This window comes from Bosea vaviloviae (assembly GCF_001741865.1).
Lineage (GTDB): Bacteria > Pseudomonadota > Alphaproteobacteria > Rhizobiales > Beijerinckiaceae > Allobosea > Allobosea vaviloviae.
Genome location: NZ_CP017147.1, coordinates 1,804,450 through 1,824,934, shown reverse-complemented (window position 1 = coordinate 1,824,934; position 20,485 = coordinate 1,804,450). Strand labels below are relative to the sequence as shown.

The window sequence follows — 20,485 nt, the reverse complement described above, 5'->3', positions numbered from 1 at the left end:
TCGTGGACAGGCAAGTTGCGGACAGGTAAGTCTCCAACCTGGAAGTCTCCATTCAAGTCATGGCCGGCCTTTGGCCGGCCATGTGCGTTAGGGAAACCTGCCCTTGAATGGCTGTTTCCACAGGATTATATTGACAGGCACCAAGCACTCCATGTGCGAGGGCGGTGGTTTGGATGATCGACACTCAAGGAGGTGATCATGTTGACCGCGAATACGGACGGCAGACGGCCGCAGGACTTGTGCAACCTCATCCTGGCCGCGTGCCTGTTCATCTCTCCCTGGATTTTCGGCTTCGTGGGCGAGGCTATGCCCACCCGAAACGCCTGGATCGTCGCCGTGGCGCTCGCCCTGGTGGCCTTCGCGGCGCTTTCAGCCTTCGCCGAATGGGAGGAATGGGTGAACCTGGCGCTCGGCGTTTGGCTGATGGCGGCCCCCTGGATGCTCGGCTTTACCGGCAACTTCAACGCGTTCTGGACCCATATGATCCTCGGCGCCTTGACGGCAGCGGTATCGGCCTGGGCGGTCTGGGACTATCGGCACGAGCCACACGCCACGGCCTGATCGGGCCGTGACATGACGCTATGGCCCGCCGCCGCGAGGCGACGGGCTTTTTTCGTGTCCGCAACCCGTCAGGCCACGCGCTTATCCGCGGAATCGCAGAGATCGACGAGCAGGCAGCGGCCGCATTCGGGCCGGAGCGCCTTGCAGGTGTAGCGGCCATGCAGGATCAGCCAGTGATGCGCATGCCGGCCGAACTCCCGCGGCACAGCTTTCTCCAACCCCAGTTCGACCTGCAGCACGTTCTTGCCCGGTGCGATGCGCAAACGATTGGCGACGCGGAAGACATGGGTATCGACTGCGTGGGTGATCTCGCCGAAGGCCATGTTGAGCACGACATTGGCCGTCTTGCGGCCGACGCCGGGCAGCGTCTCCAGCGCCTCGCGGTTGGCCGGCACCTCGCTGCCGAACTCGGCGATCAGCTTTTCGCTCAGCGCGATCACGTTCTTCGCCTTGGTGCGGAAGAGGCCGATCGTCTTGACCAGCTCGCGCACTTGGCTTTCGCCCAGTGCCAGCATTGTCTCCGGCGTATCGGCGAGCGCGAAGAGCTTGCGCGTCGCCTTGTTGACGCCTGCATCGGTCGCCTGCGCCGAGAGCACGACGGCGACCAGAAGAGTGAAGGCGTTGATGTGTTCGAGCTCACCCTTGGGCTCAGGCTCGACGGCGCGGAAACGCTCGAAAATCTCGCGGATTCCGGCGGCGCTGCGCGCGCGCGGCTTCGTGATCCCGGGAGCGGCGGGCGCGCGGCGTTTGGGCCTGTTCTCTTGCATCATCGAGGCGTTATAATTGGACCATGAACCCCGGCAAGCCCGATTCAGCTGCGACCGGCGACGCCTCGGCCATGGCGGCCGAGCGCCCCGTCTTCGACGCGACGATCACGCCGCATCGCTCGCTGGGGCAGAACGGCTTCCGCATCGTGATGACGCTGGTCTGCCTCTCCAGCGTGGTCTCCTCGATCCCCTTCGTCGTGCTCGGCGCCTGGCCGGTGGCGGGCTTCTTCGGCCTCGATGTCGCGGCCTTGTTCATCGCCTTCCACGTCAATTTCCGCCATGCGCGCGCCTTCGAGCGGGTCGTAGTGACGCCGCTCGAAGTGCTGCTGCGCAAGGTCTCGCATCATGGCCGCGAGGCGGTCTGGCGCTTCAACCCGGCCTGGACCAAGCTCGAGCGCCAGGAGGACGAGGATTATGGGCTGCTGCGGCTGAGCCTGGTCTCGCGCGGGCAAAGCGTCGCGGTCGCCGCCGCACTCTCGCCGCATGAGCGCGAGGGCTTTGCGGACGCGCTGGGCGTGGCACTTGCGAGCGCGAGGCGCGGCCCGGACTACGGAGCGGCCTGACAGACCCGCGTCAGGCCTGTCAAATGTCAGCTTTTCCGGTGTGAATCTTTCGGATGCGAGCCTTGGCCGCCACCATCATTCCGCTGATTTCGGCTGCGATCATCGTCGGATTGATCGCAACTTTGCTCGTCAGCAAATCGGGAGCGCGGATGCCCAACGCCGACGAGGATGCGCCAGGGCAGAGCGGCGAGGAGCGGGTGCGCGCCTACGGGCTGGTGCTGCGCGACCAGCTCGACCGGACGGCGTTCGGGCCGGAACTGCCGCGCATGGTCTGGCGCAAGCTCATGACATGCCCGCCCGGAGAGGGGCTGGTGCGCGAGTTCCACCGCGATTTCTGCGGGCAGGGCCTGATCCGCACTCAAGACGGCGTCAAGCTCTGCGATATCTTCGACGGCGGCCATAATACCGGCGATGCGATCACGTCCTGGCCAAGCGAGGAGGCATTCGTTGGCTTCTTCGCTGCTCAGTCGGACCATAGCTGCAGCGGCTGGGACGAGACCTCGGCCGTCTTCGCGACACAGGATGAATGGTATCGCAACAACCAGCGCCTGACGCGGGAGGGGTTGCGGGTTTTCGCCGCCGCGCTAAAGCCGCGCTGAACGGCTCGCGCGAATTTTTCGCTCTGAACAGACGAGTTCTGTCGCTGACCATCCAGGATCGATGCGATTATGATTGTGCCAACCGCTGTATGGCTTGGCCGACCGGCGCATCACCCTTTGTGAGCTCAATGATGATGCGGTTGACTGCCGGATTCTCGATAATCTCAACGAGCGCCGTCGCAACGTCGTCTCGCGTGACCTCACCATTGGGAATTGCCAAACCCGCTCGCACCATGCCGGTGCCGGGGTCGCTTAACAATGTCCCCGGTCGGAGGATCACCCAATCCATATCCGTTTCCGCCAGATGGACATCGGCCAGCTTCTTCACAGCCATGTAGTTTTCGAAAGTATCGGATACGTATTTGCCACGGAACGCTTCGGGGAAAGCCGAGACTAGGAGAAAGCGCCTGATGCCGGCCTCTTGGGCAGACGCCACCGACAACTCCAACCCACGACCGTCGATTGCATTGGTCATCTCCGTGCCACCCTTCCCGCCAGCTCCGGCAGAAAAAACCACCACGTCGCTATCAGCCATGAGCCGAGCTAATTGGGACACATCAAGTTCCGTAAGGCTCCCTAGTACCGGAGTAGCGCCCAGTGCCATGAGTTCATCCGCTTGCCCCGGCTTGCGGTACAGCGCCCTTGTTTGATGACCGCGCTCGCTCAACTGGCGTGCCAGCGAACGCCCGATCTTGCCCGCTGCGCCAACAACGAAAACCTTTTGCATGGCGCTCTCCTGATTGGATGGCCGAGGAACCGTGCCATACCTCGTATGGCCCTCTGTTCCATTTCTGTGGCGCGAGTCCAGAACCTGATCTCATCAGTGAGCCGATCCCACACAGTCAAGCAATAGCTTGGGTTGAAGCTGGACCATCCGGCGACTAGCTGCGGAATGTCCACTTGCCACCCACCTGCGACCTCGAAACGTCTGCTGATGGGCAAGGCCGCGGTGCCCTTCCACGAGTCGGAAGGACGTCGTGGGGGGTACCAAGCGTTAGATTCCATCCACCAGGAGCTCTGAACCAGCTCCGTCAGGGCTTGCTCCGTCAGGGCTTGGTGTCGAGGAACGTCCGAACCAATTTGGTGGTCGCAGCCGGGTTCTCCTCCATGATCCAGTGTCCGGAATCGGGGACGATTGCGCCTCGAACATCGCTGGCCGCGAACTTCATCACCTCGGCCATGGTCAGCCCGAAGGACTTTTCGCCGCCCAGCGCCAACACAGGCATGGTCAGCTTGCCCGCTGCCACGAAAGCCTTGTTGTCGATCGCATCCTGATCGAAGGCGGCAAACTGCGCGAAGCCGGCATGCATCGCGCCCGGCTTGGCGTAAAGCGCGGCATAGTGCCGGCGCGAGGCTTCGGTGAAGCGGCTCGGCGTAGCGGAGAACTCGTTCCAGAACCGGTCGAGATAGATGCGCTCGCGGCCGGCGACGAGCCGCTCCATATCAGGCCCACCGAAGCGGAAATGCCAGAGCAGCGGGTTCTTGAGGATCTCTTCCCAGGGGCCGACACCCGGCAAGGGCGCGTCGATCAAGACGAACTTCGTCACGCGGTCGCGGTGCAGGGCGGCGAAGGCGTAGCCGACCATATTGCCGATGTCGTGGGTGACCAGACCCGTCTTCTCGATCTTGAGCGCGTCGAGAACCCCGGCAACGTCGCCGCCCTGTGTCTTCTTGTCGAAACCGCCCTTGGGCTTGGACGAGAGGCCCATGCCACGCAGGTCGGGAACGATGACGGTGTGGTCGCGGACGAGATCGGCCGCCAATGGCGCCCACATATCGCCGGTCTCGCCATAGCCGTGCAACAGGACCACCGCCGGGCCCTTGCCACCGATACGGACATGGATGGTGGTGCCGTTGGTCGCGATCTGCTGGGTGCGGAAAGCCGCGGGGAAGGGAGCGACCTGCGCCGATGCCGGCATTGCCAGCAGAACGATGCCGACCATGGCGGCCAGAATGCGAAACATGTCGATTCCTTCCAATGGCTGCGCGAGCGGACGCTCAAAACGGCTCGCCAGGACAATGCCCCTGCCGCATCGTCAGGTATAGACGTGGAATAAGCGAGCTGGCTTCGGATTGGCGCATGATGATGACATGTGACGGAGACGCGGCCTTCATCGCGGAAGCCGAAGCGGGCCCGACCATCGCCTCAGCCATTCCCCGCATGCGACTTGCCAGCTTTCGGGTGGAGTCCGTCCCCTTGCATCCCTAGTTTCGCAGCATGACATTCGATGCGAGGTTGATCCCATGACCGCTCATATCCAGAAGCTCGGTGCGATGACCCCGACACGCTTCACCAACGCCGTGCTGGCGCGCGCCACTGAGGCCATGCCGGCCGGGGCCGATTTCCCCTCGACCGCGCCCGGTTCCGATTACGACACGGTGCGCCGGATCCTGGCCTTCATCACCGAGACATGGCGCGAGCAGCCGACGATCGAGGCGATCTCGGAAGCAGCCGGCGCGACGCCGACCGATGTCCACCATCTCTTCCGGCGCTGGTGCGGGCTCACCCCCAAGGCCTTCCTGCAGGCGATCACACTCGACCATGCCAAGGGCCTGCTGGGCGCCTCCGCCAGCATCCTCGACACCGCCTACGAGGTCGGGCTGTCGGGGCCCGGGCGGCTGCACGATCTCTTCGTCACCCATGAGGCGATGTCGCCGGGCGAATGGAAGGCCGGCGGCGGCGGCTTGCGATTGTCCTATGGCTTCCATGCCTCGCCCTTCGGCGAAGCGCTGATCGTCGCGACCGATCGCGGATTGGCGGGGCTCGGCTGGGTCTCGACTTCAGTCGATGGCGGCAAGGTCGTCGGCGGACGGGCCGAGGCGCTGGCGGACATGATGCGGCGCTGGCCCCATGCCGACTACCATTACGATCCCATGGCGACGAAACCCTATGCGGCGCGCATCTTCGATCCCGCCGCCTGGTCGGCCGAGACGCCGCTGCGCGTCGTGCTGATCGGCACGGATTTCGAGGTCCGGGTCTGGGAGACCCTGCTCAGGATTCCGGTCGGCTGCGCCACCACCTATGGCGATGTCGCAAGCCATATCGGCAAACCGAGCGCCGCGCGCGCCGTCGGCATGGCGGTCGGCAAGAACCCGATCTCCTTCGTCGTGCCCTGCCATCGCGTGATCGGAAAATCCGGCGCGCTGACGGGCTATCACTGGGGTCTGACGCGCAAGCGCGCCATCCTGGGCTGGGAAGCCGGGCAGACGGCAGGCGTGGCGGGCTGAACCGCTACGGCCTCAAATACATGTCCCAGCAGGGCGCGAGCGCCACAAGCTTGCGCCCCTCCAGCGCCGCAGCGAAATGCGTCGCGATCGCCACACGCGCTGGCGTCGGCGGGCATTTCGGCGCGAGGATCGCGTCCGTCGCCCGCAAAGCCTCCAGCGTCGCCGGCGTAACGGCCGGGTTGGAGCGGCCCGGATCGATGCCGATCGGAACATGCCGCGGGGCGGCGCGGCCGAGCAGGTGATTGACCGGGTCGGCGAAATCGAGCGTGAAGATGCCCTCGAGCCGGCGGCTATTATTGGCCTCCCAGGCGCGAATGGCCGAGACCGCCTGCTGGACCTCCATCAGCCAGGTCGCCTGGTAGTCGATCTCCGAAAAGAGGATCGAGGCGGGCAGGACGCCCCGGAGCGTCAGGTCGCGATAGGTCTGCTGATGGGCCGCATAGTGCTCCAGCATGTCAGTGCCGCGCGCGAGATATTCGGACTTCAGGCTGACGCGGCCGAGCGGTCCGAGATCGGGCACGGCAAGCGCGACATAGCCGGGCGCCCCCAGCAGCGCACGGGCTGCGCGCTCGACGACGATCACCAGGCTGGGCAGCGTGACCGCGAGCGCCAGGACCAGCACAATCGGCCTGAGCACGTCGCCCTGGCGCGCCCGCCATTGCAGCAGCACCAGCAGCAGCACCGGCCAGAGCCCGAAGAATTCGAGCGAGCCGGTATTCTGCGTTTCGAAGAAGGCCAGCGCCGCGAAGACGGCCATGAACCAGCCGAGCGGCGAGGCGACGACCGCGCATGCTCCGGCGACTGTCGGTCGCACCCCGTCGCGCCAGGCCGCGACGGCAAGCGCGCCGATCAGCGCCAGGGAGGGCCCAACGACATTGAACTTCACCGAGGCGACGGTGAGGAAGCGCGGCAGCAAGGTGCCGGTGTTGAGCGAGATCAAGATCAGAATGTCGCGCAGATAGGCGCGCACGATCCCGGTCGCGAGATCGAGCAGGCCGAGCGCGACAAGGACCGCCACAGCAGCGAGCAGGGCCTCGCGCAGGCGCAGGCGGCCGGCGATAAGCGCGTAGCCAACCAGCAGCGCGCCAGCGACAGCGCCTGTGATCTTGACCAGGAACAGCGTCAGCATCAGCACCGCGACGAGGCCGGTCAGGAGCCTGCGATGCCCAACGAAGAGCAGCGTCGCCACCAGCAGATAGAGCAGCAAGGCGATATGGCGGTTGTAATGGCCGAAGCCGTCGAAGCCCGGCGCGGGATAGAGGCTATGCAGATTGATCGGCAGCAGCGCAAAGATCAGGAAAGGCAGGACGAGCGCCAGCGCCTGGCTCCGCGAGCGCCGCTGGACATCGATGACGAGGGCGGCGAGCACGGGCAGCGCGATCGGCAGCAGCGCCCAGTTGACCAGCAGCATCGGCTGCGCCTGGGCAAACAGAGCAGCAAGCCCGGCCGCGAGATAATAACCGAGCGGGCCGACCGGCGCGAAGAAGTCGTTGCTCGGCACCTGCCCGAGGCGGATGCGATGGATCGCGTCGAGATAGACGTCAGTGTCCCAGTAATTCGCGCCGAGCGGCAGGCGCAGCGGCAAGGCAAGACCGCACAGAACCAGCAGGAGGAAGACTGCAAGCCAGAAAACCGGCGCGCCAAGCAGACGCGGCAGGGCTTTCTGTCTGTCTTCCGCCGTCACAAGGCCCGATGTCATCGCCCTCTCCCGCTGCAAAGCTGCGGAAGACTGCCAGAGAAACCTTACTCGAAGGCTTCCTTCCCTCAAAGAACGGTCAAATTCCCTGCCCTCAATCGCCGCGTGCCAGAGCAACCTCCGATCCATCCGGATCGTTCGATTGCTCTGGTTTTTTGTCTCAACGCGTTTTCTTCACGCGAACCGGCACCCACTTCGTTCGAAAACGCTCTAGATTTCCGCGAAGCGCGCCGGGAGCTCGAAACCCCAGCCCAGCGGATCGTCGGCCTCAATGGTGAAGACGCCCTCGCCGGCGAAATGACCGGTTCCTCCGACCGCGACCGTCACAGCGCCGGGAGCCGGATAATCGGCATGGCCGAGAACGCGCCCCGAGAACGCGCCACCGGTGATGCTGCGGAAAAGCCGGGTCCGACTGGGACCAATCAGGCCCTTGGCATGGTCCAGCGCCATCCTGGCGGTGACGCCGGAGCCTGTCGGCGAGCGGTCGATCTGGCGCTCGGCGAAGACGCAGAGATTGAAGCTCGTCTCGTCGCGCCCCGCCTCGTCGGTGACGATCGTGCCGTAGAGAAAGCCGAGATCGGGCTCGGTCGGGTGAGTGATCGCTGGCCCGGCGCGGACAGCGTCTGTGAGCGCGCCGGCCGCCTCGACGATCCGCGCGACCGGCGTCTCGAACAGGTCGAGCCCGAGGCGGGAGGCCGGCAGGATGCAGTAGAAGGCGCCGCCATAGGCGATGTCGGTGGTGATCGGCCCCAGGCCCGGCACATCGACGACCCGATCCCGAACCTGGACGAAGGCCGGCACGCTCTCGAAGGTCACGGTGCCGAGCTTCCCGCTGTTGACCTCGCAGGCAAGCCTGACCAGCCCGCAAGGCGCCTCGATGGCGAAGCGCGTGACCGGCTCGACCGCCGGCACCAGCCCGTGCTCGATCGCATAGCGGCCGAGCGCAATGGTCGCGTGGCCGCACATGGTCGAATAGCCTTCATTATGCGTGAACAACACGCCGAAGGCGGCATCGTGATGCGACGCCTTGACCGGGATGACACCATACATGCCGGCATGGCCGCGCGGCTCCAGCATCATCGCGCGCCGCAGATGGTCGTGCTGCTCGCGGGCTTGCCTGCGCTTGTCGAGGATGGTGGCGCCCGTGAGCTCAGGATAGCCAGCGGTGACGATGCGAACGGGCTCGCCGCAGGTGTGGTAGTCGAGATAGCTCAGGCGCATTGCTTTTCTCCAACGTCATTGCGAGCGTAGCGAAGCAATCTAGGAGACGTAGCGCGAGCCCTCCTGGATTGCTTCGCTCCGCTCGCAATGACGGCAAATTCAATCATACCTCGACGGCACTCCGGCGAGGCGGATCGCATCCAGGGCGCGTACAGCTATCGGCGGCAACATCGCAGGCGAAAGCCAGCGCGGCTTGCAGATCGCTGCGTGTCGCCAATGCAAGGTTTTGCCCGAGCAGACCGCGCCCTGCCAATACGGACAGAACGCCGCCGATGAAGGTGTCACCGGCTCCGACCGTATCAGTCACCACCACGGACGGCGCGGCACTCTCGATCAGGCCATCGGCACCGTGGCAGGACGCGCCCTGCACACCACGCGTCACCAGCACGCATGTCGCGCCAAATCTGCTCGCGCCAAGTCCGTGCCAATGCGCCACGACCGTCTCGGCCGACCAGTCCGGGTGCAGCCAGGCGAGGTCGTCCAGACTGACCTTGACGATGTCTGCGAGCGCGATGCGCTGCTCGATCAACGCTGTCGCGAGCGCCCGCTCGGGCAGCACCGAGGCGCGAATGTTGACGTCGTAGCTGATGCTCGCGCCCTGCGCCTTCGCGCTCTCGATCAGCGCCAGCGTCGCCTCGCCGGACGGGCCGACCGTCGCGCCGAAGGAGGTGGCGTGGAGGTGGACGACGCCAGGAGGACAGGAGCGCGGCGTCCCCTCCGGCTCGGCATGAGCCGTGCCGTCGAGATAAAGCCCGAATTCAGGCACGCCTCCGGGCCCGAGCGGAGCGACGACCGCGATGGCGCTGGGACGAGCGCTGTCATGAACCAGGCCGGCATCGATGCCCTCGGTGGCAAGGGCCGTGCGAAAGCGCCGGCCAAGCGCATCGGTCGAGAGCGCTCCGGCATAAGCGACGCTCGCGCCGAAGCGGGCGAGCGCCAGCGCAGCGTTGAAGCCGGAGCCCCCGAGCACCGCCTCGTAATGCCTGCCCTCGCCGTCGCGCGGGATGAAGTCGCCTATCGCCTCGCCGGTGACGAGGATCGTCCCTTGCGTCACAGCAGCCCGCGCTTGGCCAGGCTGCGCATCAGATGCGAGGCACCGAAGGTCCAGGGTTCGCACTCATCGGTACGGCGCATACGGTTGACCAGCGCGCCAAGCTCGGGGGCGGCGATGGTGACGATGTCGCCGTATTTATGGGTGAAGCCGCCGCCGACCGTGTCGCGATCCTTGATCGGCGCGAACATGGTGCCGAGATAGAGCGCAGCCCCATCCGGATACTGGTGGTGCGGCCCGAGCATCTGCTTGGCGAGATCGGCCGGATCGCGGCTGATTTTGGCGATCGAGGACGAGCCTTCCAGCGTGAAGCCGTCCTCGCCCTTGACCGTCAGCGAGACGGTGGTCCTGCGGACATGATCGAGCGAGAAACCGGCGTCGAAGAGGCGGATGAAGGGACCCACCGCCGCTGCCGCATTGTTGTCCTTGGCCTTGCCGAGCAGCAGCGCCGAGCGGCCCTCGACATCGCGCAGATTGACGTCGTTGCCGAGCGTCGCGCCGACGATCGCGCCGGTCGAGGCAACGATCAGCACGATCTCCGGCTCGGGGTTGTTCCAGGTCGAGGCGGGATGGAGGCCGGCGTCAAAGCCGGTGCCGACCGAGGACATCGGCGGTGCCTTGGTGAAAATCTCGGCGTCAGGCCCGATGCCGACCTCGAGATACTGGCTCCAGGCGCCCTGCTCGATCAGAACCTCCTTGAGATGCATCGCCTCGGGCGAGCCGGGCTTGAGCTTGGAGAGATCGTCGCCGATGAGCTTGCCTATCTCCTCACGGATAGCCACCGCAGCGGCCGGGTTGCCGCGCGCCTTCTCCTCGATCACGCGCTCCAGCATCGAGACCGCGAAGGTGACGCCGGCCGCCTTCACGGCCTGAAGGTCGAGCGGCGAGAGCAGCCAGGGCTTTGACGGGTTGCGCGCATCGATCGGCGTGTTCGCCAGAATCTCGGCAAGCGAGCCGATCGCCTCCCCCTTCGCAGCCTTCAATGCAGCGGCTGGGTCGGGCGCCTCGCAGAGATCGCGCATGGTCGGGAAGGTGCGCGTGACATCGACGAGCTGCCCCTCCCGCAAGACCACGACGGCGGGCCCGGCGACATCCGGCAACCAGGCGCGGCCTGCAAGCGCCGCGGCTGCGGCGTCCGCCGGCAAAGTGTTTTCGGGCGTCAAGGCGAGCGTCATCGTGATGTTCCATCGGCACGGCGGAGTGGGGTGCGGAGAACAGCCGCTTCCAGCCATTTGCGCAAGCCCCGCCCGGCGCATGGGCCTAGAGGCTGTCATGGACTCTGGGCCCTTGCTGCCGCCTCGGTTCTCATCCCCAGGATGCTGCGCCTGCAAGATTTCGAGCGATCAAGACTGGGGAAACCGCCGAGCTGCCCCTTGGCGAGCGTCATCCTTTTGTCGTTGAAACGTCACCTGCGCTTCATGCTAGCTTGCGCACCAACGACAAGAGCCGCCATGCCGTGCGCAAGGGTGGATAAGGGAGACGACATCAATGACAGTGAAATCGACGATCCTGATCTCGGCCGCCGCTTTCGTGCTCGCGGGCGCAGCTCCTGCCCTGGCGCAGACCGAGATCCAGTGGTGGCATGCGCTGACCGGCGCCAATAACGACGTCGTGGTGAAGCTCGCCGAGGATTTCAACGCCTCGCAGAAGGACTACAAGATCGTCCCCGCCTATAAGGGCTCCTATCCCGACACGCTGAATGCCGGCATTGCCGCCTTCCGCGCCGGCACCGCGCCGCATATCCTGCAAGTCTTCGAAGTCGGCACCGGCACGATGATGTCGGCCAAGGGCGCGATCAAGCCCGTCTTCGAGTTGATGAAGGAAGCCGGCGAAACATTCGATCCGAAGGCCTATCTGCCTGCGATCACCGGCTATTATTCCACGGCCAAGGGCGACATGCTCTCGATGCCGTTCAACTCGTCCTCGATGGTGATGTGGTACAACAAGGACGCCTTCAAGAAGGCGGGCCTGAACCCCGACGCGCCGCCCAAGACCTGGCCCGAGGTGTTCGAGGCCGGCAAGAAACTGAAGGCCGCCGGCTTCGATAAATGCGGCTTCACCAATGCCTGGGCGACCTGGGCCAACATCGAGCAGTTCGGTGCCTGGCACAATATCCCGATCGCGACCAAGGGGAACGGGCTCGACGGCTTCGACGCCGTGCTGAACTTCAACAGCCCGCTCTTCGTCAAGCACCTGACCAATCTGGTCGAGCTGCAGAAGGACAAGACCTACGATTATTCCGGCCGCACCAATAATGGCGAGGGCCGCTTCACCTCGGGCGAATGCCCGATCATGCTGACCTCCTCGGGCTTCTTCGGCAACGTCAAGGCGAACGCCAAGTTCGACTGGGCCAATGCGCCGATGCCGTATTACCCCGAAGCCACCGGCGCGCCGCAGAACTCGATCATCGGCGGCGCCTCGCTGTGGGTGATGGGCGGCAAGAAGGCCGACGAATACAAGGGCGTCGCCAAGTTCTTCACCTTCCTGTCTGACGTCGACCGCCAGGTGAAGCTGCATACCGAGTCCGGCTATCTGCCGATCACCAAGGCGGCCTATGAGAAGGTCAAGGCGTCCGGCTTCTACAAGGACAAGCCCTATCTCGAGACGCCGATCCTGGAGCTGACCAACAAGGAGCCGACCGAGAATTCGCGCGGCCTGCGCTTCGGCAGCCTGGTCCAGATCCGCGACATCTGGTCGGAGGAGATCGAAGCGGCGCTGAACGGGCAGAAGACGCCGAAGGCGGCGCTGGATGCAGCCGTCGAGCGCGGCAACCAGATGCTGCGCCAGTTCGAGCGCACCGCGTCGCGTTGACCATGAGACGCATGGCGAGATGGCGAATGGCGAGTAGACGAGGAACGATGCCCTCTCATCCCATTCGCCACTCGCCATTCGCCATTCGCTTCTTCCCCCAACCCACCATTCGCCCATGACCAAGAACGCCTATTTCAGCGGCCTGACGATCCCGGTCCTGCTGCTCGCGCCGCAGCTGGTGATCACCGTGCTGTTCTTCTACTGGCCGGCGAGCCAGGCGGTCTGGCAGAGCTTCCTGCTGCAGGACGCCTTCGGCACCTCGACCGAATTCGTCTGGTTCGAGAACTATCGCGATCTGTTCGCCGATCCCGGCTACTACAAGGCGCTGATCAACACCGCGATCTTCTCCTCCTTCGTCTGTGTGCTCTCGCTGTCGATCGCGCTGCTCTTCGCCGTGATGGCCGACCGGCAGATCAGGGGCGCCGAGATCTACAAGACATTGCTGATCTGGCCCTATGCAGTCGCGCCGGCGGTGGCCGGCGTGCTCTGGATCTTCATGTTCGATCCCTCGCTGGGCATGCTGGCGCGAGGCCTCAACAGTCTCAGCATAGCCTGGAACCCGCGCCTCAACGGCAATGACGCGATGACGCTGGTGATCCTGGCCGCGACCTGGAAGCAGATCAGCTACAATTTCCTGTTCTTCCTCGCCGGCCTGCAATCGATCCCCAAAAGCGTGATCGAGGCGGCTGTGATCGACGGGGCCAAGCCGATGCGCCGCTTCTGGACGATCATCTTCCCGCTGCTCTCGCCGACGACCTTCTTCCTGCTCACCGTCAACATCGTCTACGTCTTCTTCGACACCTTCGGCATCATCGACACCATCTCCGGCGGCGGCCCTTCGGGGGCGACCGAGACCTTGGTCTACAAGGTCTATTCCGACGGCAAGGGTGGCTCGAATCTGGGCGGCTCGGCGGCGCAATCGGTCGTCCTGCTGATCATGGTGATCGGTATGACGGCGATCCAGTTCCGCTTCATCGAGCGCAAGGTGAGCTATTGATGCGCCGGCGCCTCGCATGGCTTGTGTCCGTCGGGCTTATGTCGGCATCGGCAGCCCTGATCGTGGCTGCTCATGCGCAGGCCCTTCAGACCACGCCTGCATCGCCTGCTCGCATGATCGACGCCTGGCCCGGCATTGTCCTTTTCTGCATGCCCTCGCGCCAGGAATGGGGCGCGACAGCATGCGGCGTCGCCGCCCGGGAAGCCGAACGGCAAGCCGCGGCCGCCTCGATCAAACTCATCGCGGTCAGCGCGGCGGAGGCCGGTCTTTCCGTGGGGCCAAACAGCGCAGCACCCTCCTTCGTCTGGCCACAGGCGCTGCGGCTCTTCCTGCAGTTTCACCCCGTCGGAGAGGGCTCGAAGCGATGGCGGCTGTCGACGAAGGCCTATGAGCTCACGCCGCCCGCACCGGAACAGGCCGGGCAGGCGCCGAAATGGCATTATGTCTACGACCATTTCTCGGTGCTGGATGAGGGCAAGGAGATCCGCGCGACGGAGGAGGCCGCGCCGCCGCTGCTCGAGCTGTTTTTTGCCACCATGACGAAACCACGGAGCTAAGCGCGTGATCGGCTTCACCGAAAGAGGCGAATATTGATGGTCGAAGACCGCCGCCTGGGCGATGCGATCGCCTATGTCATCCTGACGATCGGGGTTCTGATCGTCGCCTTCCCGGTCTGGCTGACCTTCGTCGCCTCGACCTGGGACGCCTCGACCATCATCAACGGCAAGCTGCCGCTCTGGCCGGGACCGTATTTCCTGGAGAACTACCACCGCATCCTGTTCATCGGCACCTCGGGCACGACGCGCGAGCCGGTCGCCGGGATGATGCTGAACTCCTTCATCATGGCGATGGCGATCGCGCTGGGAAAGATCTTCATCTCGGTGCTCTCGGCCTATGCCATCGTCTATTACCGCTTCCCGTTCCGGATGGCGGCGTTCTGGATCATCTTCATCACGCTGATGCTGCCGGTCGAGGTGCGCATCTTCCCGACCTTCAAGGTCGTCTCCGACCTCAACATGCTCGACAGCTATCAGGGCCTCGCCGTGCCATTGATCGCCTCGGCCACCGGCACATTGCTGTTCCGTCAATTCTTCATGACGATCCCCGACGAATTGCTCGAAGCCTCCCGGATCGACAATGCCGGGCCATTCCGCTTCTTCAAGGACACGGTGATCCCGCTCTCGATGACGACGATCGCGGCTTTGTTCGTGATCCAGTTCATCTATGGCTGGAACCAGTATCTCTGGCCGCTCCTGGTGACGACGAAGGACTCGATGCAAACCATCGTCATCGGCATCAAGAAAATGATCGTCACCTCCGACGCGCTCACCGAATGGCAGCTCGCCATGGCCACCGCCATGCTGGCGATGCTGCCGCCGGTGCTCGTCGTCATCCTGATGCAGAGGCTCTTCGTGAAGGGCCTGGTGGAGACGGAAAAATAGAGGCGAATGGCAAGTAGCGAATGGCGACTGGCCGTTCCTGCTCTCCACTCGCATTCGCCACTCGCTATTCGCCCGGGAACCCCATGGCTCAAGTCACGCTCACCAACGTCAAAAAAGTCTATTTCGGCGGAGTCGAAGCCGTAAAGGGCGTGTCCTTCGACATCCCCGATGGCGGTTTCTGCGTGCTCGTCGGCCCGTCCGGCTGCGGCAAGTCCACCTTGCTGCGCATGGTTGCGGGGCTGGAGACGATCTCGTCGGGCGAGGTCACCATCGGCAATCGCGTCGTCAACCAGATCGGCCCCGCCGAGCGCGACATCGCCATGGTGTTCCAGAACTACGCGCTCTATCCGCATATGAGTGTCTACGACAACATGGCCTATGGCCTGCGCAATCTCGGCACACCCAAGGACGAGATCGACGCCCGTGTGAAGGAGGCCGCGCGCATCCTCGCAATCGAGGCGCTGCTCGAGCGGCGACCCAAGCAGCTCTCGGGCGGCCAGCGCCAGCGCGTCGCCATGGGGCGCGCCATCGTGCGCAAGCCGCAGGTCTTCCTGTTCGACGAGCCGCTCTCCAATCTCGACGCCAAATTGCGCGTGCAGATGCGCGTCGAGATCAAGAAGCTGCAGCGTGCGCTCGGCGTCACCGCGATCTACGTCACCCATGACCAGGTCGAGGCGATGACGCTCTCGGACAAGCTCGTGGTGATGAATGGCGGCCAGGTCGAGCAGATCGGCCTGCCGGCCGAGGTCTACAAGAAGCCCGCGAGCAAATTCGTCGCGACCTTCATCGGCTCGCCGCCGATGAACATCCTGCCTGGAACGATCGACGGGCCCGGCATCGTCGCGCTCGGCGAAGCAATCCTCGAGGCGCGCGACCTGCGCGAGGATCTGGCGGCCGGCTCTCCCGTCGAAGTCGGCCTGCGGCCCGAGGATATCGAGATCGCCTCGGAGGGCGAAGCCGGCTCATTGCCCTTCGATGTCGAGTTCATCGAGGAGTTAGGGGCGACGCAGCTCTTCCACGGCAAGCTCGCCGGCCTGCCTTTCGTGATGCAGGCGGCAACCGATGCGATTTCGGCCCAGGCCGGCCGGCTCTGGATCACAGTCAATCCGGACCGGGTGCATGTCTTCGACGTGCAGACAGGTGGCCGGCTGGGGCGGGTGTAACGCACGCGCCGACGGGGATTTGGGTGGGTTCTTCCCTTCCCCCCTGGCGGGGGAAGGTGGCAGCGCGCAGCGCTGACGGATGAGGGGGCGCCGTGAGCCCTTCCGTCTGGCCGAACACGACGCTAACCGGATAGGGCACGGCGCCCCCTCATCCGGCCCTCCGGGCCACCTTCTCCCGCGAGGGGAGAAGGGAGGAGAAGGGAAGAGGGAAGGTTCTCTTAGCTCAGTGGCGCGTATTTCACCGCACAGCCATAAGATTTGGTAGCCGCCTCGCTGATCGGCTTGCCGGCCTTCAGCTCGGCCACGGCCTGCCGGACATAGCTCTTGGCGCCGTTGAGGCTCGCCGGATTCGAGGAGGGCTTGTCGTCGATCGCGCCCATATAGGCGAGCGTGCCCTTGGGATCGACGATGTACATATGCGGCGTCGTCGTCGCTCCATAAGCGCGCGCCACCTTGCTGTTGGGGTCGAGCAGCACGGCGGCCGGCGCGGCATCGCGCTTCGCCGTCAGTTCCTTGGCCGCAGAGCCTTCGACATAACCCTGCTCGCCGACCGGCGAGGACACGACCGAGAGCCAGACGATGCCCTCCTTGGCCATATCCTTCTGCAGCGTCTGCATGGTGGCGCTGTTGTAGTGCTTCCTGACATAGGGGCAGTCTGCATTGGTCCATTCCAGGATCACGGTCTTGCCGGCGAATTCCGAGAGATTGCGCGTCTTGCCGTCGGCGTCGACGGCCTGGAAGGCAGGTGCGGGCTGGCCGATCTTCGCGGCACCCTGCGCCAGGACGGAGCCTGCGCTCAGCGAAAGGCCGGCAAGAGCGAGGCCGGCGATGAAACTCTGTCGGGTCAGGCTGGCTTTCATGGAGTGTCTCCGTCTTCAGGGGTTGGGACCTTAGAGGCTGCTATGAACCAGCGGTACGATTTGACGCTGGCGATTTTGCGCGAATGCCAGGAGTTCGAGGACGCAAACCTTCCGGTTTGCTACGAAGAACGACGCCGCAATCGCGCAAAATCGCCAGCGTCAAATCGTACCGCTGGTTCATAGCAGCCTCTAGTCAGCGGGAGGCGGTCTTGATCTCCTTGCCGGCGGCCCGACGGGCGGCCGTGACCAGCATGTCGGGCGTCAGCAATTGCGGCAGGATCTCGGGCTGCGCATCCTTCTTGCCGGGATAGAACAGATAGAGCGGCACACCGGCGCGGCCCTGCTCGGCCAGCGCCTGGGCGATCGCGGAATTGCGGTTGGTCCAGTCGGCCTTGAGGGAGGCGACCTTCAGTTCGGCGAAGGCGTCCTTGACCTCCTGCCGCGAGAGCGCGACGCGCTCATTCGCCAGGCAGGTGATGCACCAGGCGGCGGTGAAATTGACGAAGACGGGTTTGCCCTCGGCCTGCAGGCCTGCGACGCGCTCCGGTGTCCAGGCCTGGATATCGCCGGCGCGCGCCTCGCTGGTCGCGCTGGGCACGGCGCTCTGCAGCACGAACCAGCCGGCGCCAAGTGCGACCAGCGCGGCGAGCCCCGAAGCGGCCAGGCGCAGCCGGCCGGTGCCGCGCGTGACGCCAACGAGCCAGACGATGAAGCCCGCGGCCAGCACCGCGACCAGCGCGGCCAAAACGCCACCGGGGCCGGCCTGCACCGAGGCGACCCAGACCAGCCAGATCGCGGTCGCGAACATCGGGAAGGCGAAGGCCTGTTTCAGGATCACCATCCAGCGGCCGGGCTTGGGCAGCAGGCGCAACAGGCCGGGCGCGAAGGAGAGCGCCAGGACCGGCAAAGCGAAGCCGAGCGCCAGCGCCAGGAAGACGGCGAGGCCCATGGCAGGCGGCTGTGTCACCGCATAGCCCACCGCCGCGCCCATGAAGGGGGCTGTGCAGGGCGTCGCGACCACGACGGCAAGCGCGCCGGTCATGAAAGCGCCCAGGCGGCCGCCCCGGCTGGCGAGGTCCTGGCCCACGCCGCCAGCGGAGGTTCCGACCTCGAAGGCGCCCAGCAGGTTGAAGCCGATCAATGTCATGATGACGGCAAGCGCGATGACCAGAGGCGGTGATTGCAGTTGGAACCCCCAGCCGATGCTGGAGCCGAGCGCCGCGAAGCCGACGACGATGCCGGCCAGGATCATGAAGGTCACGACCACGCCGCCGAGGAAGAGCATGCCCTGCTCGCGAACCTCGTCGCGATGCGCCCGCGCCAATTGCGCAAAGCCGAGCGCCTTGATGAACAGCACCGGCAGCACGCAAGGCATCAGGTTGAGAATCAAGCCGCCCGCAAAGGCGAAGGCGAGCGCAGCCCAGAGCGTCAGGTCGGCGCCCTCGACCGGAAGCGGCAGTCTCACCACGGCCGGGCGCGGCGCAGCGCTTGCCCCCGTTGCGGCGGTCAGCAAAGCGGGCTCGGCTTCGACTGTCACCGCAAGCGAACGCGGCAGGCCACCTTCCTTGAAGGTGACGACGCCGGAGAGTTCCGCATTCTCAAGCTTGAACGCGCTGGAGCGGGCGAGCTGCAGGCTGACGCCATCGGCGGCGGGCGTGGCGGGCTGCGGCGCGGCATGCTCGATCAGCGTGTCGGAGAGCGGAAAGAAGCGGATCTCGCTCGCCTGCGCGCTCAGGCCCGGCAGCGAGAGTGCAAGCCGGTCGCCATCGCTCGTCAGCTTCGCCTTGAAACCGGCGGGCTGCGGCAAGGCAGCAAGCGTCGCATCGATGCGCGACTGGGCGTTCTCATCGACGATCGCCGCGGCCTCGACCGGCAGGTCGAGCGTGAAGGCGCCCTCCTCGGGAATGCAGATCTTCTCGCAGACAAGCCAGGTCGCATTAGCCTTCAGCGTCACCCTCTCGCCGGGCTTGGCGCTCTCGGGCACAGTGATCTCGACCGGCAACAGCAGCGTGCCCTCGAAGCCGAAATTGACCAGCGGCTCGACCGGGAGCGCCTTGGGCGCGGGCCAGCGGATATCGCTCGCCGTCATGCCCGCCGGCAGAGCCCAGTCGATGCGCGTCGCCTCGCCGGAATCGCCGGGGTTTTGCCAATAGGTGTGCCAGCCCCTGGCGATCTTCTGGACGAGCGCGACCTGGAAGCGCTCGCCCGGCTGGACGGCATCGCGGCTCGACAGCAAAGTCGCCGTGACGCGCGGCGAGCTGACTGCAGCCGATTCCGCCGCGATGGCGAGCGCCGGCGCGATCAGCGCGAAGGCCAGCACGGCCTTGTGCAGGAAGCCTTGGCGCGGGAAGCCTTGTCGAGAGGTCTGAGCCATGGGCTAGGTCGTCATCCCGTTCAATTCCCCCTCCAGATGCCCGACTTTGCCTGATAGAGCCAATGACAAGCCAGTGATGCCGGCAAGAGGTCGTCTGGAAAGAGGTCGTCATTCTCAAGCAAGGACGGAAACAGCGCACCGCGCCATGATGTCGCCGCCTGCGCTGCTTTATTTGCGCGCCAGACACTCCGGAATGTTGAAAGCTGATCATGGCCACACTGCCTGCCGCCATCGCCCCTTCTCATGTCGCCGTGGTCACGGGAGCCGCCTCGGGCATCGGCTTCGCCGCCGCCCGCGCCTTCGCGGGGCTGGGCATGAAGGTCGCCATCGCCGACCGCGACGCGGAAGGGCTCAAGGCCGCCGGGCAGGTGCTGGCGACGCTCGTCGGCGAGGAGAACGTGCTGGCTGTGCCGACCGATGTGGCGCGGCGCGAAGCGGTTCAGGCCCTGCACGAGCAGGTGAGCGCCCGCTTCGGCACCGTCCATGTGCTGATGAACAATGCCGGCATCCAGCCGGGCAGCGCGATGTTCGGACCGACCGAGACCTGGGAACGGATTCTCGCCGTCAATCTCGGCGGCATCGTCAACGGCACGCAGATCTTCGCGCCCGACATGATCGCTGGCGGCGCGCCGGGCCTGATCATCAACACCGGCTCGAAGCAGGGCATCACCACGCCACCCGGCGACCCCGCCTACAACGTCTCGAAAGCCGGCGTGAAAGCCTTTACCGAGGCCTTGCAGCATGACTTACGCGGGACGGCAGGCTGCAAGGTCAGCGCCCATCTCCTCATTCCCGGCTTCGTCTACACGCCGCTCACGGCCAAGGGGCGCCTCGAGCAACCAGCCGGGGCCTGGACGCCGGAGCAGACGATGGACTTCATGCTGGAGCGACTGGGCGCGGGCGACTTTTATATCCTCTGCCCCGACAACGAGACGCCGCGCGCCCTCGACGAGAAGCGCATGGCCTGGGCGATCGGCGACATCATCGAGAACCGTCCCCCGCTCTCGCGCTGGCACCCTGGCTTTGCCGAGGCGTTCAAGGCGCATGTCGAGGGGGAGTGAGACCTCCCCGTCATTGCGAGCGTAGCGAAGCAATCCAGGAGGGCTCGCTCTACGTCTCCCTGGATTGCTTCGCTGAGCCTGTACTCGGGCT

Annotated in this window: 19 protein-coding genes; 10 read left to right on the top strand and 9 right to left on the bottom strand. The window is 65.1% G+C overall.

Annotated elements, in window-relative coordinates; all coding sequences use genetic code 11:
- Nucleotides 1-198: 198 nt before the first annotated feature.
- Entirely contained in the window at nt 199-561 is a 363-nt protein-coding gene (locus BHK69_RS08505) for an SPW repeat protein (protein WP_069689716.1), read from the top strand.
- A 68-nt stretch (nt 562-629) separates the two neighbouring features.
- On the opposite strand, the gene nth is transcribed toward BHK69_RS08505, so the two are convergent.
- Nucleotides 630-1,331: an endonuclease III gene (nth, locus tag BHK69_RS08500; RefSeq protein WP_069689715.1), complete on the bottom strand. Its 702-nt coding sequence runs from the start codon at nt 1,329-1,331 to the stop codon at nt 630-632.
- Between the two features lie 20 nt (nt 1,332-1,351).
- Between nth and BHK69_RS08495 the strand changes: the two genes are divergently transcribed.
- Together BHK69_RS08495 and BHK69_RS08490 are read left to right on the top strand one after the other, a co-directional pair.
- On the top strand, nt 1,352-1,891 hold the full coding sequence (locus tag BHK69_RS08495) for a DUF2244 domain-containing protein (protein ID WP_069689714.1): 540 nt from the start codon (nt 1,352-1,354) through the stop codon (nt 1,889-1,891).
- 62 nt (nt 1,892-1,953) lie between these two features.
- Entirely contained in the window at nt 1,954-2,490 is a 537-nt protein-coding gene (locus BHK69_RS08490; protein ID WP_148663355.1) for a hypothetical protein, read from the top strand.
- Between the two features lie 67 nt (nt 2,491-2,557).
- On the opposite strand, the gene BHK69_RS08485 is transcribed toward BHK69_RS08490, so the two are convergent.
- A complete protein-coding gene (locus BHK69_RS08485; protein WP_069689712.1) occupies nt 2,558-3,217 on the bottom strand; it encodes an SDR family oxidoreductase in 660 nt (219 codons plus the stop codon).
- 319 nt (nt 3,218-3,536) lie between these two features.
- Nucleotides 3,537-4,454, bottom strand: a complete 918-nt coding sequence (locus BHK69_RS08480) for an alpha/beta fold hydrolase (protein WP_069689711.1) — start codon at nt 4,452-4,454, stop codon at nt 3,537-3,539.
- 361 nt (nt 4,455-4,815) lie between these two features.
- On the opposite strand from BHK69_RS08480, the gene BHK69_RS08475 reads away from it, so the two are divergent.
- Complete coding sequence (locus BHK69_RS08475) at nt 4,816-5,718, top strand: methylated-DNA--[protein]-cysteine S-methyltransferase (RefSeq protein ID WP_069693486.1); 903 nt, start codon at nt 4,816-4,818, stop codon at nt 5,716-5,718.
- A 4-nt stretch (nt 5,719-5,722) separates the two neighbouring features.
- Here the strand turns inward: BHK69_RS08475 and BHK69_RS08470 are convergent, their stop codons facing one another.
- The 4 genes from BHK69_RS08470 to BHK69_RS08455 all read right to left on the bottom strand — a co-directional run bounded on the left by BHK69_RS08470 (nt 5,723) and on the right by BHK69_RS08455 (nt 10,861).
- Nucleotides 5,723-7,417 carry a hypothetical protein gene (locus tag BHK69_RS08470; protein WP_069689710.1) on the bottom strand — a complete coding sequence of 565 codons (1,695 nt, stop codon included), beginning with the start codon at nt 7,415-7,417 and terminating at the stop codon, nt 5,723-5,725.
- A gap of 207 nt (nt 7,418-7,624) precedes the next feature.
- Complete coding sequence (locus BHK69_RS08465) at nt 7,625-8,635, bottom strand: proline racemase family protein (protein ID WP_069689709.1); 1,011 nt, start codon at nt 8,633-8,635, stop codon at nt 7,625-7,627.
- A 103-nt stretch (nt 8,636-8,738) separates the two neighbouring features.
- Nucleotides 8,739-9,689, bottom strand: a complete 951-nt coding sequence (locus tag BHK69_RS08460) for a carbohydrate kinase family protein (protein ID WP_069689708.1) — start codon at nt 9,687-9,689, stop codon at nt 8,739-8,741.
- Nucleotides 9,686-10,861 (bottom strand): fumarylacetoacetate hydrolase family protein, encoded by a 1,176-nt coding sequence (locus BHK69_RS08455; RefSeq protein ID WP_069689707.1) that lies wholly within the window; start codon nt 10,859-10,861, stop codon nt 9,686-9,688. The genes BHK69_RS08460 and BHK69_RS08455 overlap by 4 nt, the downstream gene beginning before the upstream one ends.
- A gap of 313 nt (nt 10,862-11,174) precedes the next feature.
- On the opposite strand from BHK69_RS08455, the gene ugpB reads away from it, so the two are divergent.
- The 5 genes from ugpB to BHK69_RS08430 all read left to right on the top strand — a co-directional run bounded on the left by ugpB (nt 11,175) and on the right by BHK69_RS08430 (nt 16,099).
- On the top strand, nt 11,175-12,497 hold the full coding sequence (ugpB, locus tag BHK69_RS08450; protein WP_069689706.1) for a sn-glycerol-3-phosphate ABC transporter substrate-binding protein UgpB: 1,323 nt from the start codon (nt 11,175-11,177) through the stop codon (nt 12,495-12,497).
- 115 nt (nt 12,498-12,612) lie between these two features.
- A complete protein-coding gene (gene ugpA / locus BHK69_RS08445) occupies nt 12,613-13,494 on the top strand; it encodes a sn-glycerol-3-phosphate ABC transporter permease UgpA (RefSeq protein WP_069689705.1) in 882 nt (293 codons plus the stop codon).
- Between the two features lie 113 nt (nt 13,495-13,607).
- Entirely contained in the window at nt 13,608-14,051 is a 444-nt protein-coding gene (locus BHK69_RS08440) for a hypothetical protein (protein WP_148663354.1), read from the top strand.
- 36 nt (nt 14,052-14,087) lie between these two features.
- Nucleotides 14,088-14,936 carry a sn-glycerol-3-phosphate ABC transporter permease UgpE gene (ugpE, locus tag BHK69_RS08435; protein WP_069689703.1) on the top strand — a complete coding sequence of 283 codons (849 nt, stop codon included), beginning with the start codon at nt 14,088-14,090 and terminating at the stop codon, nt 14,934-14,936.
- An 83-nt stretch (nt 14,937-15,019) separates the two neighbouring features.
- Nucleotides 15,020-16,099 (top strand): sn-glycerol-3-phosphate import ATP-binding protein UgpC, encoded by a 1,080-nt coding sequence (locus BHK69_RS08430; RefSeq protein WP_069689702.1) that lies wholly within the window; start codon nt 15,020-15,022, stop codon nt 16,097-16,099.
- 218 nt (nt 16,100-16,317) lie between these two features.
- On the opposite strand, the gene BHK69_RS08425 is transcribed toward BHK69_RS08430, so the two are convergent.
- Both BHK69_RS08425 and BHK69_RS08420 read right to left on the bottom strand, forming a co-directional pair.
- Nucleotides 16,318-16,959, bottom strand: coding sequence for a thioredoxin family protein (locus BHK69_RS08425; protein ID WP_069689701.1), 642 nt, complete (start codon nt 16,957-16,959; stop codon nt 16,318-16,320).
- A gap of 193 nt (nt 16,960-17,152) precedes the next feature.
- Nucleotides 17,153-19,333 carry a protein-disulfide reductase DsbD family protein gene (locus BHK69_RS08420; protein WP_069689700.1) on the bottom strand — a complete coding sequence of 727 codons (2,181 nt, stop codon included), beginning with the start codon at nt 19,331-19,333 and terminating at the stop codon, nt 17,153-17,155.
- 209 nt (nt 19,334-19,542) lie between these two features.
- Here BHK69_RS08420 and BHK69_RS08415 point away from each other — a divergent pair, with 209 nt between their 5' ends.
- Complete coding sequence (locus BHK69_RS08415; protein ID WP_069689699.1) at nt 19,543-20,394, top strand: SDR family NAD(P)-dependent oxidoreductase; 852 nt, start codon at nt 19,543-19,545, stop codon at nt 20,392-20,394.
- The last annotated feature ends 91 nt before the right edge of the window (nt 20,395-20,485 follow it).

Bases quoted from the DNA above. Each gene is read 5' to 3' on its own strand.
- BHK69_RS08415 (WP_069689699.1), top strand. From the start codon at position 19,543: ATGGCCACACTGCCTGCCGCCATCGCCCCTTCTCATGTCGCCGTGGTC.
- BHK69_RS08430 (WP_069689702.1), top strand. From the start codon at position 15,020: ATGGCTCAAGTCACGCTCACCAACGTCAAAAAAGTCTATTTCGGCGGA.
- BHK69_RS08440 (WP_148663354.1), top strand. From the start codon at position 13,608: ATGATCGACGCCTGGCCCGGCATTGTCCTTTTCTGCATGCCCTCGCGC.
- BHK69_RS08455 (WP_069689707.1), bottom strand. From the start codon at position 10,861: ATGACGCTCGCCTTGACGCCCGAAAACACTTTGCCGGCGGACGCCGCA.
- nth (WP_069689715.1), bottom strand. From the start codon at position 1,331: ATGATGCAAGAGAACAGGCCCAAACGCCGCGCGCCCGCCGCTCCCGGG.
- ugpE (WP_069689703.1), top strand. From the start codon at position 14,088: ATGGTCGAAGACCGCCGCCTGGGCGATGCGATCGCCTATGTCATCCTG.
- BHK69_RS08485 (WP_069689712.1), bottom strand. From the start codon at position 3,217: ATGCAAAAGGTTTTCGTTGTTGGCGCAGCGGGCAAGATCGGGCGTTCG.
- BHK69_RS08465 (WP_069689709.1), bottom strand. From the start codon at position 8,635: ATGCGCCTGAGCTATCTCGACTACCACACCTGCGGCGAGCCCGTTCGC.
- BHK69_RS08480 (WP_069689711.1), bottom strand. From the start codon at position 4,454: ATGTTTCGCATTCTGGCCGCCATGGTCGGCATCGTTCTGCTGGCAATG.
- BHK69_RS08495 (WP_069689714.1), top strand. From the start codon at position 1,352: ATGAACCCCGGCAAGCCCGATTCAGCTGCGACCGGCGACGCCTCGGCC.
- BHK69_RS08505 (WP_069689716.1), top strand. From the start codon at position 199: ATGTTGACCGCGAATACGGACGGCAGACGGCCGCAGGACTTGTGCAAC.
- ugpA (WP_069689705.1), top strand. From the start codon at position 12,613: ATGACCAAGAACGCCTATTTCAGCGGCCTGACGATCCCGGTCCTGCTG.
- BHK69_RS08475 (WP_069693486.1), top strand. From the start codon at position 4,816: ATGCCGGCCGGGGCCGATTTCCCCTCGACCGCGCCCGGTTCCGATTAC.
- BHK69_RS08420 (WP_069689700.1), bottom strand. From the start codon at position 19,333: ATGGCTCAGACCTCTCGACAAGGCTTCCCGCGCCAAGGCTTCCTGCAC.
- BHK69_RS08425 (WP_069689701.1), bottom strand. From the start codon at position 16,959: ATGAAAGCCAGCCTGACCCGACAGAGTTTCATCGCCGGCCTCGCTCTT.
- ugpB (WP_069689706.1), top strand. From the start codon at position 11,175: ATGACAGTGAAATCGACGATCCTGATCTCGGCCGCCGCTTTCGTGCTC.
- BHK69_RS08470 (WP_069689710.1), bottom strand. From the start codon at position 7,417: ATGACATCGGGCCTTGTGACGGCGGAAGACAGACAGAAAGCCCTGCCG.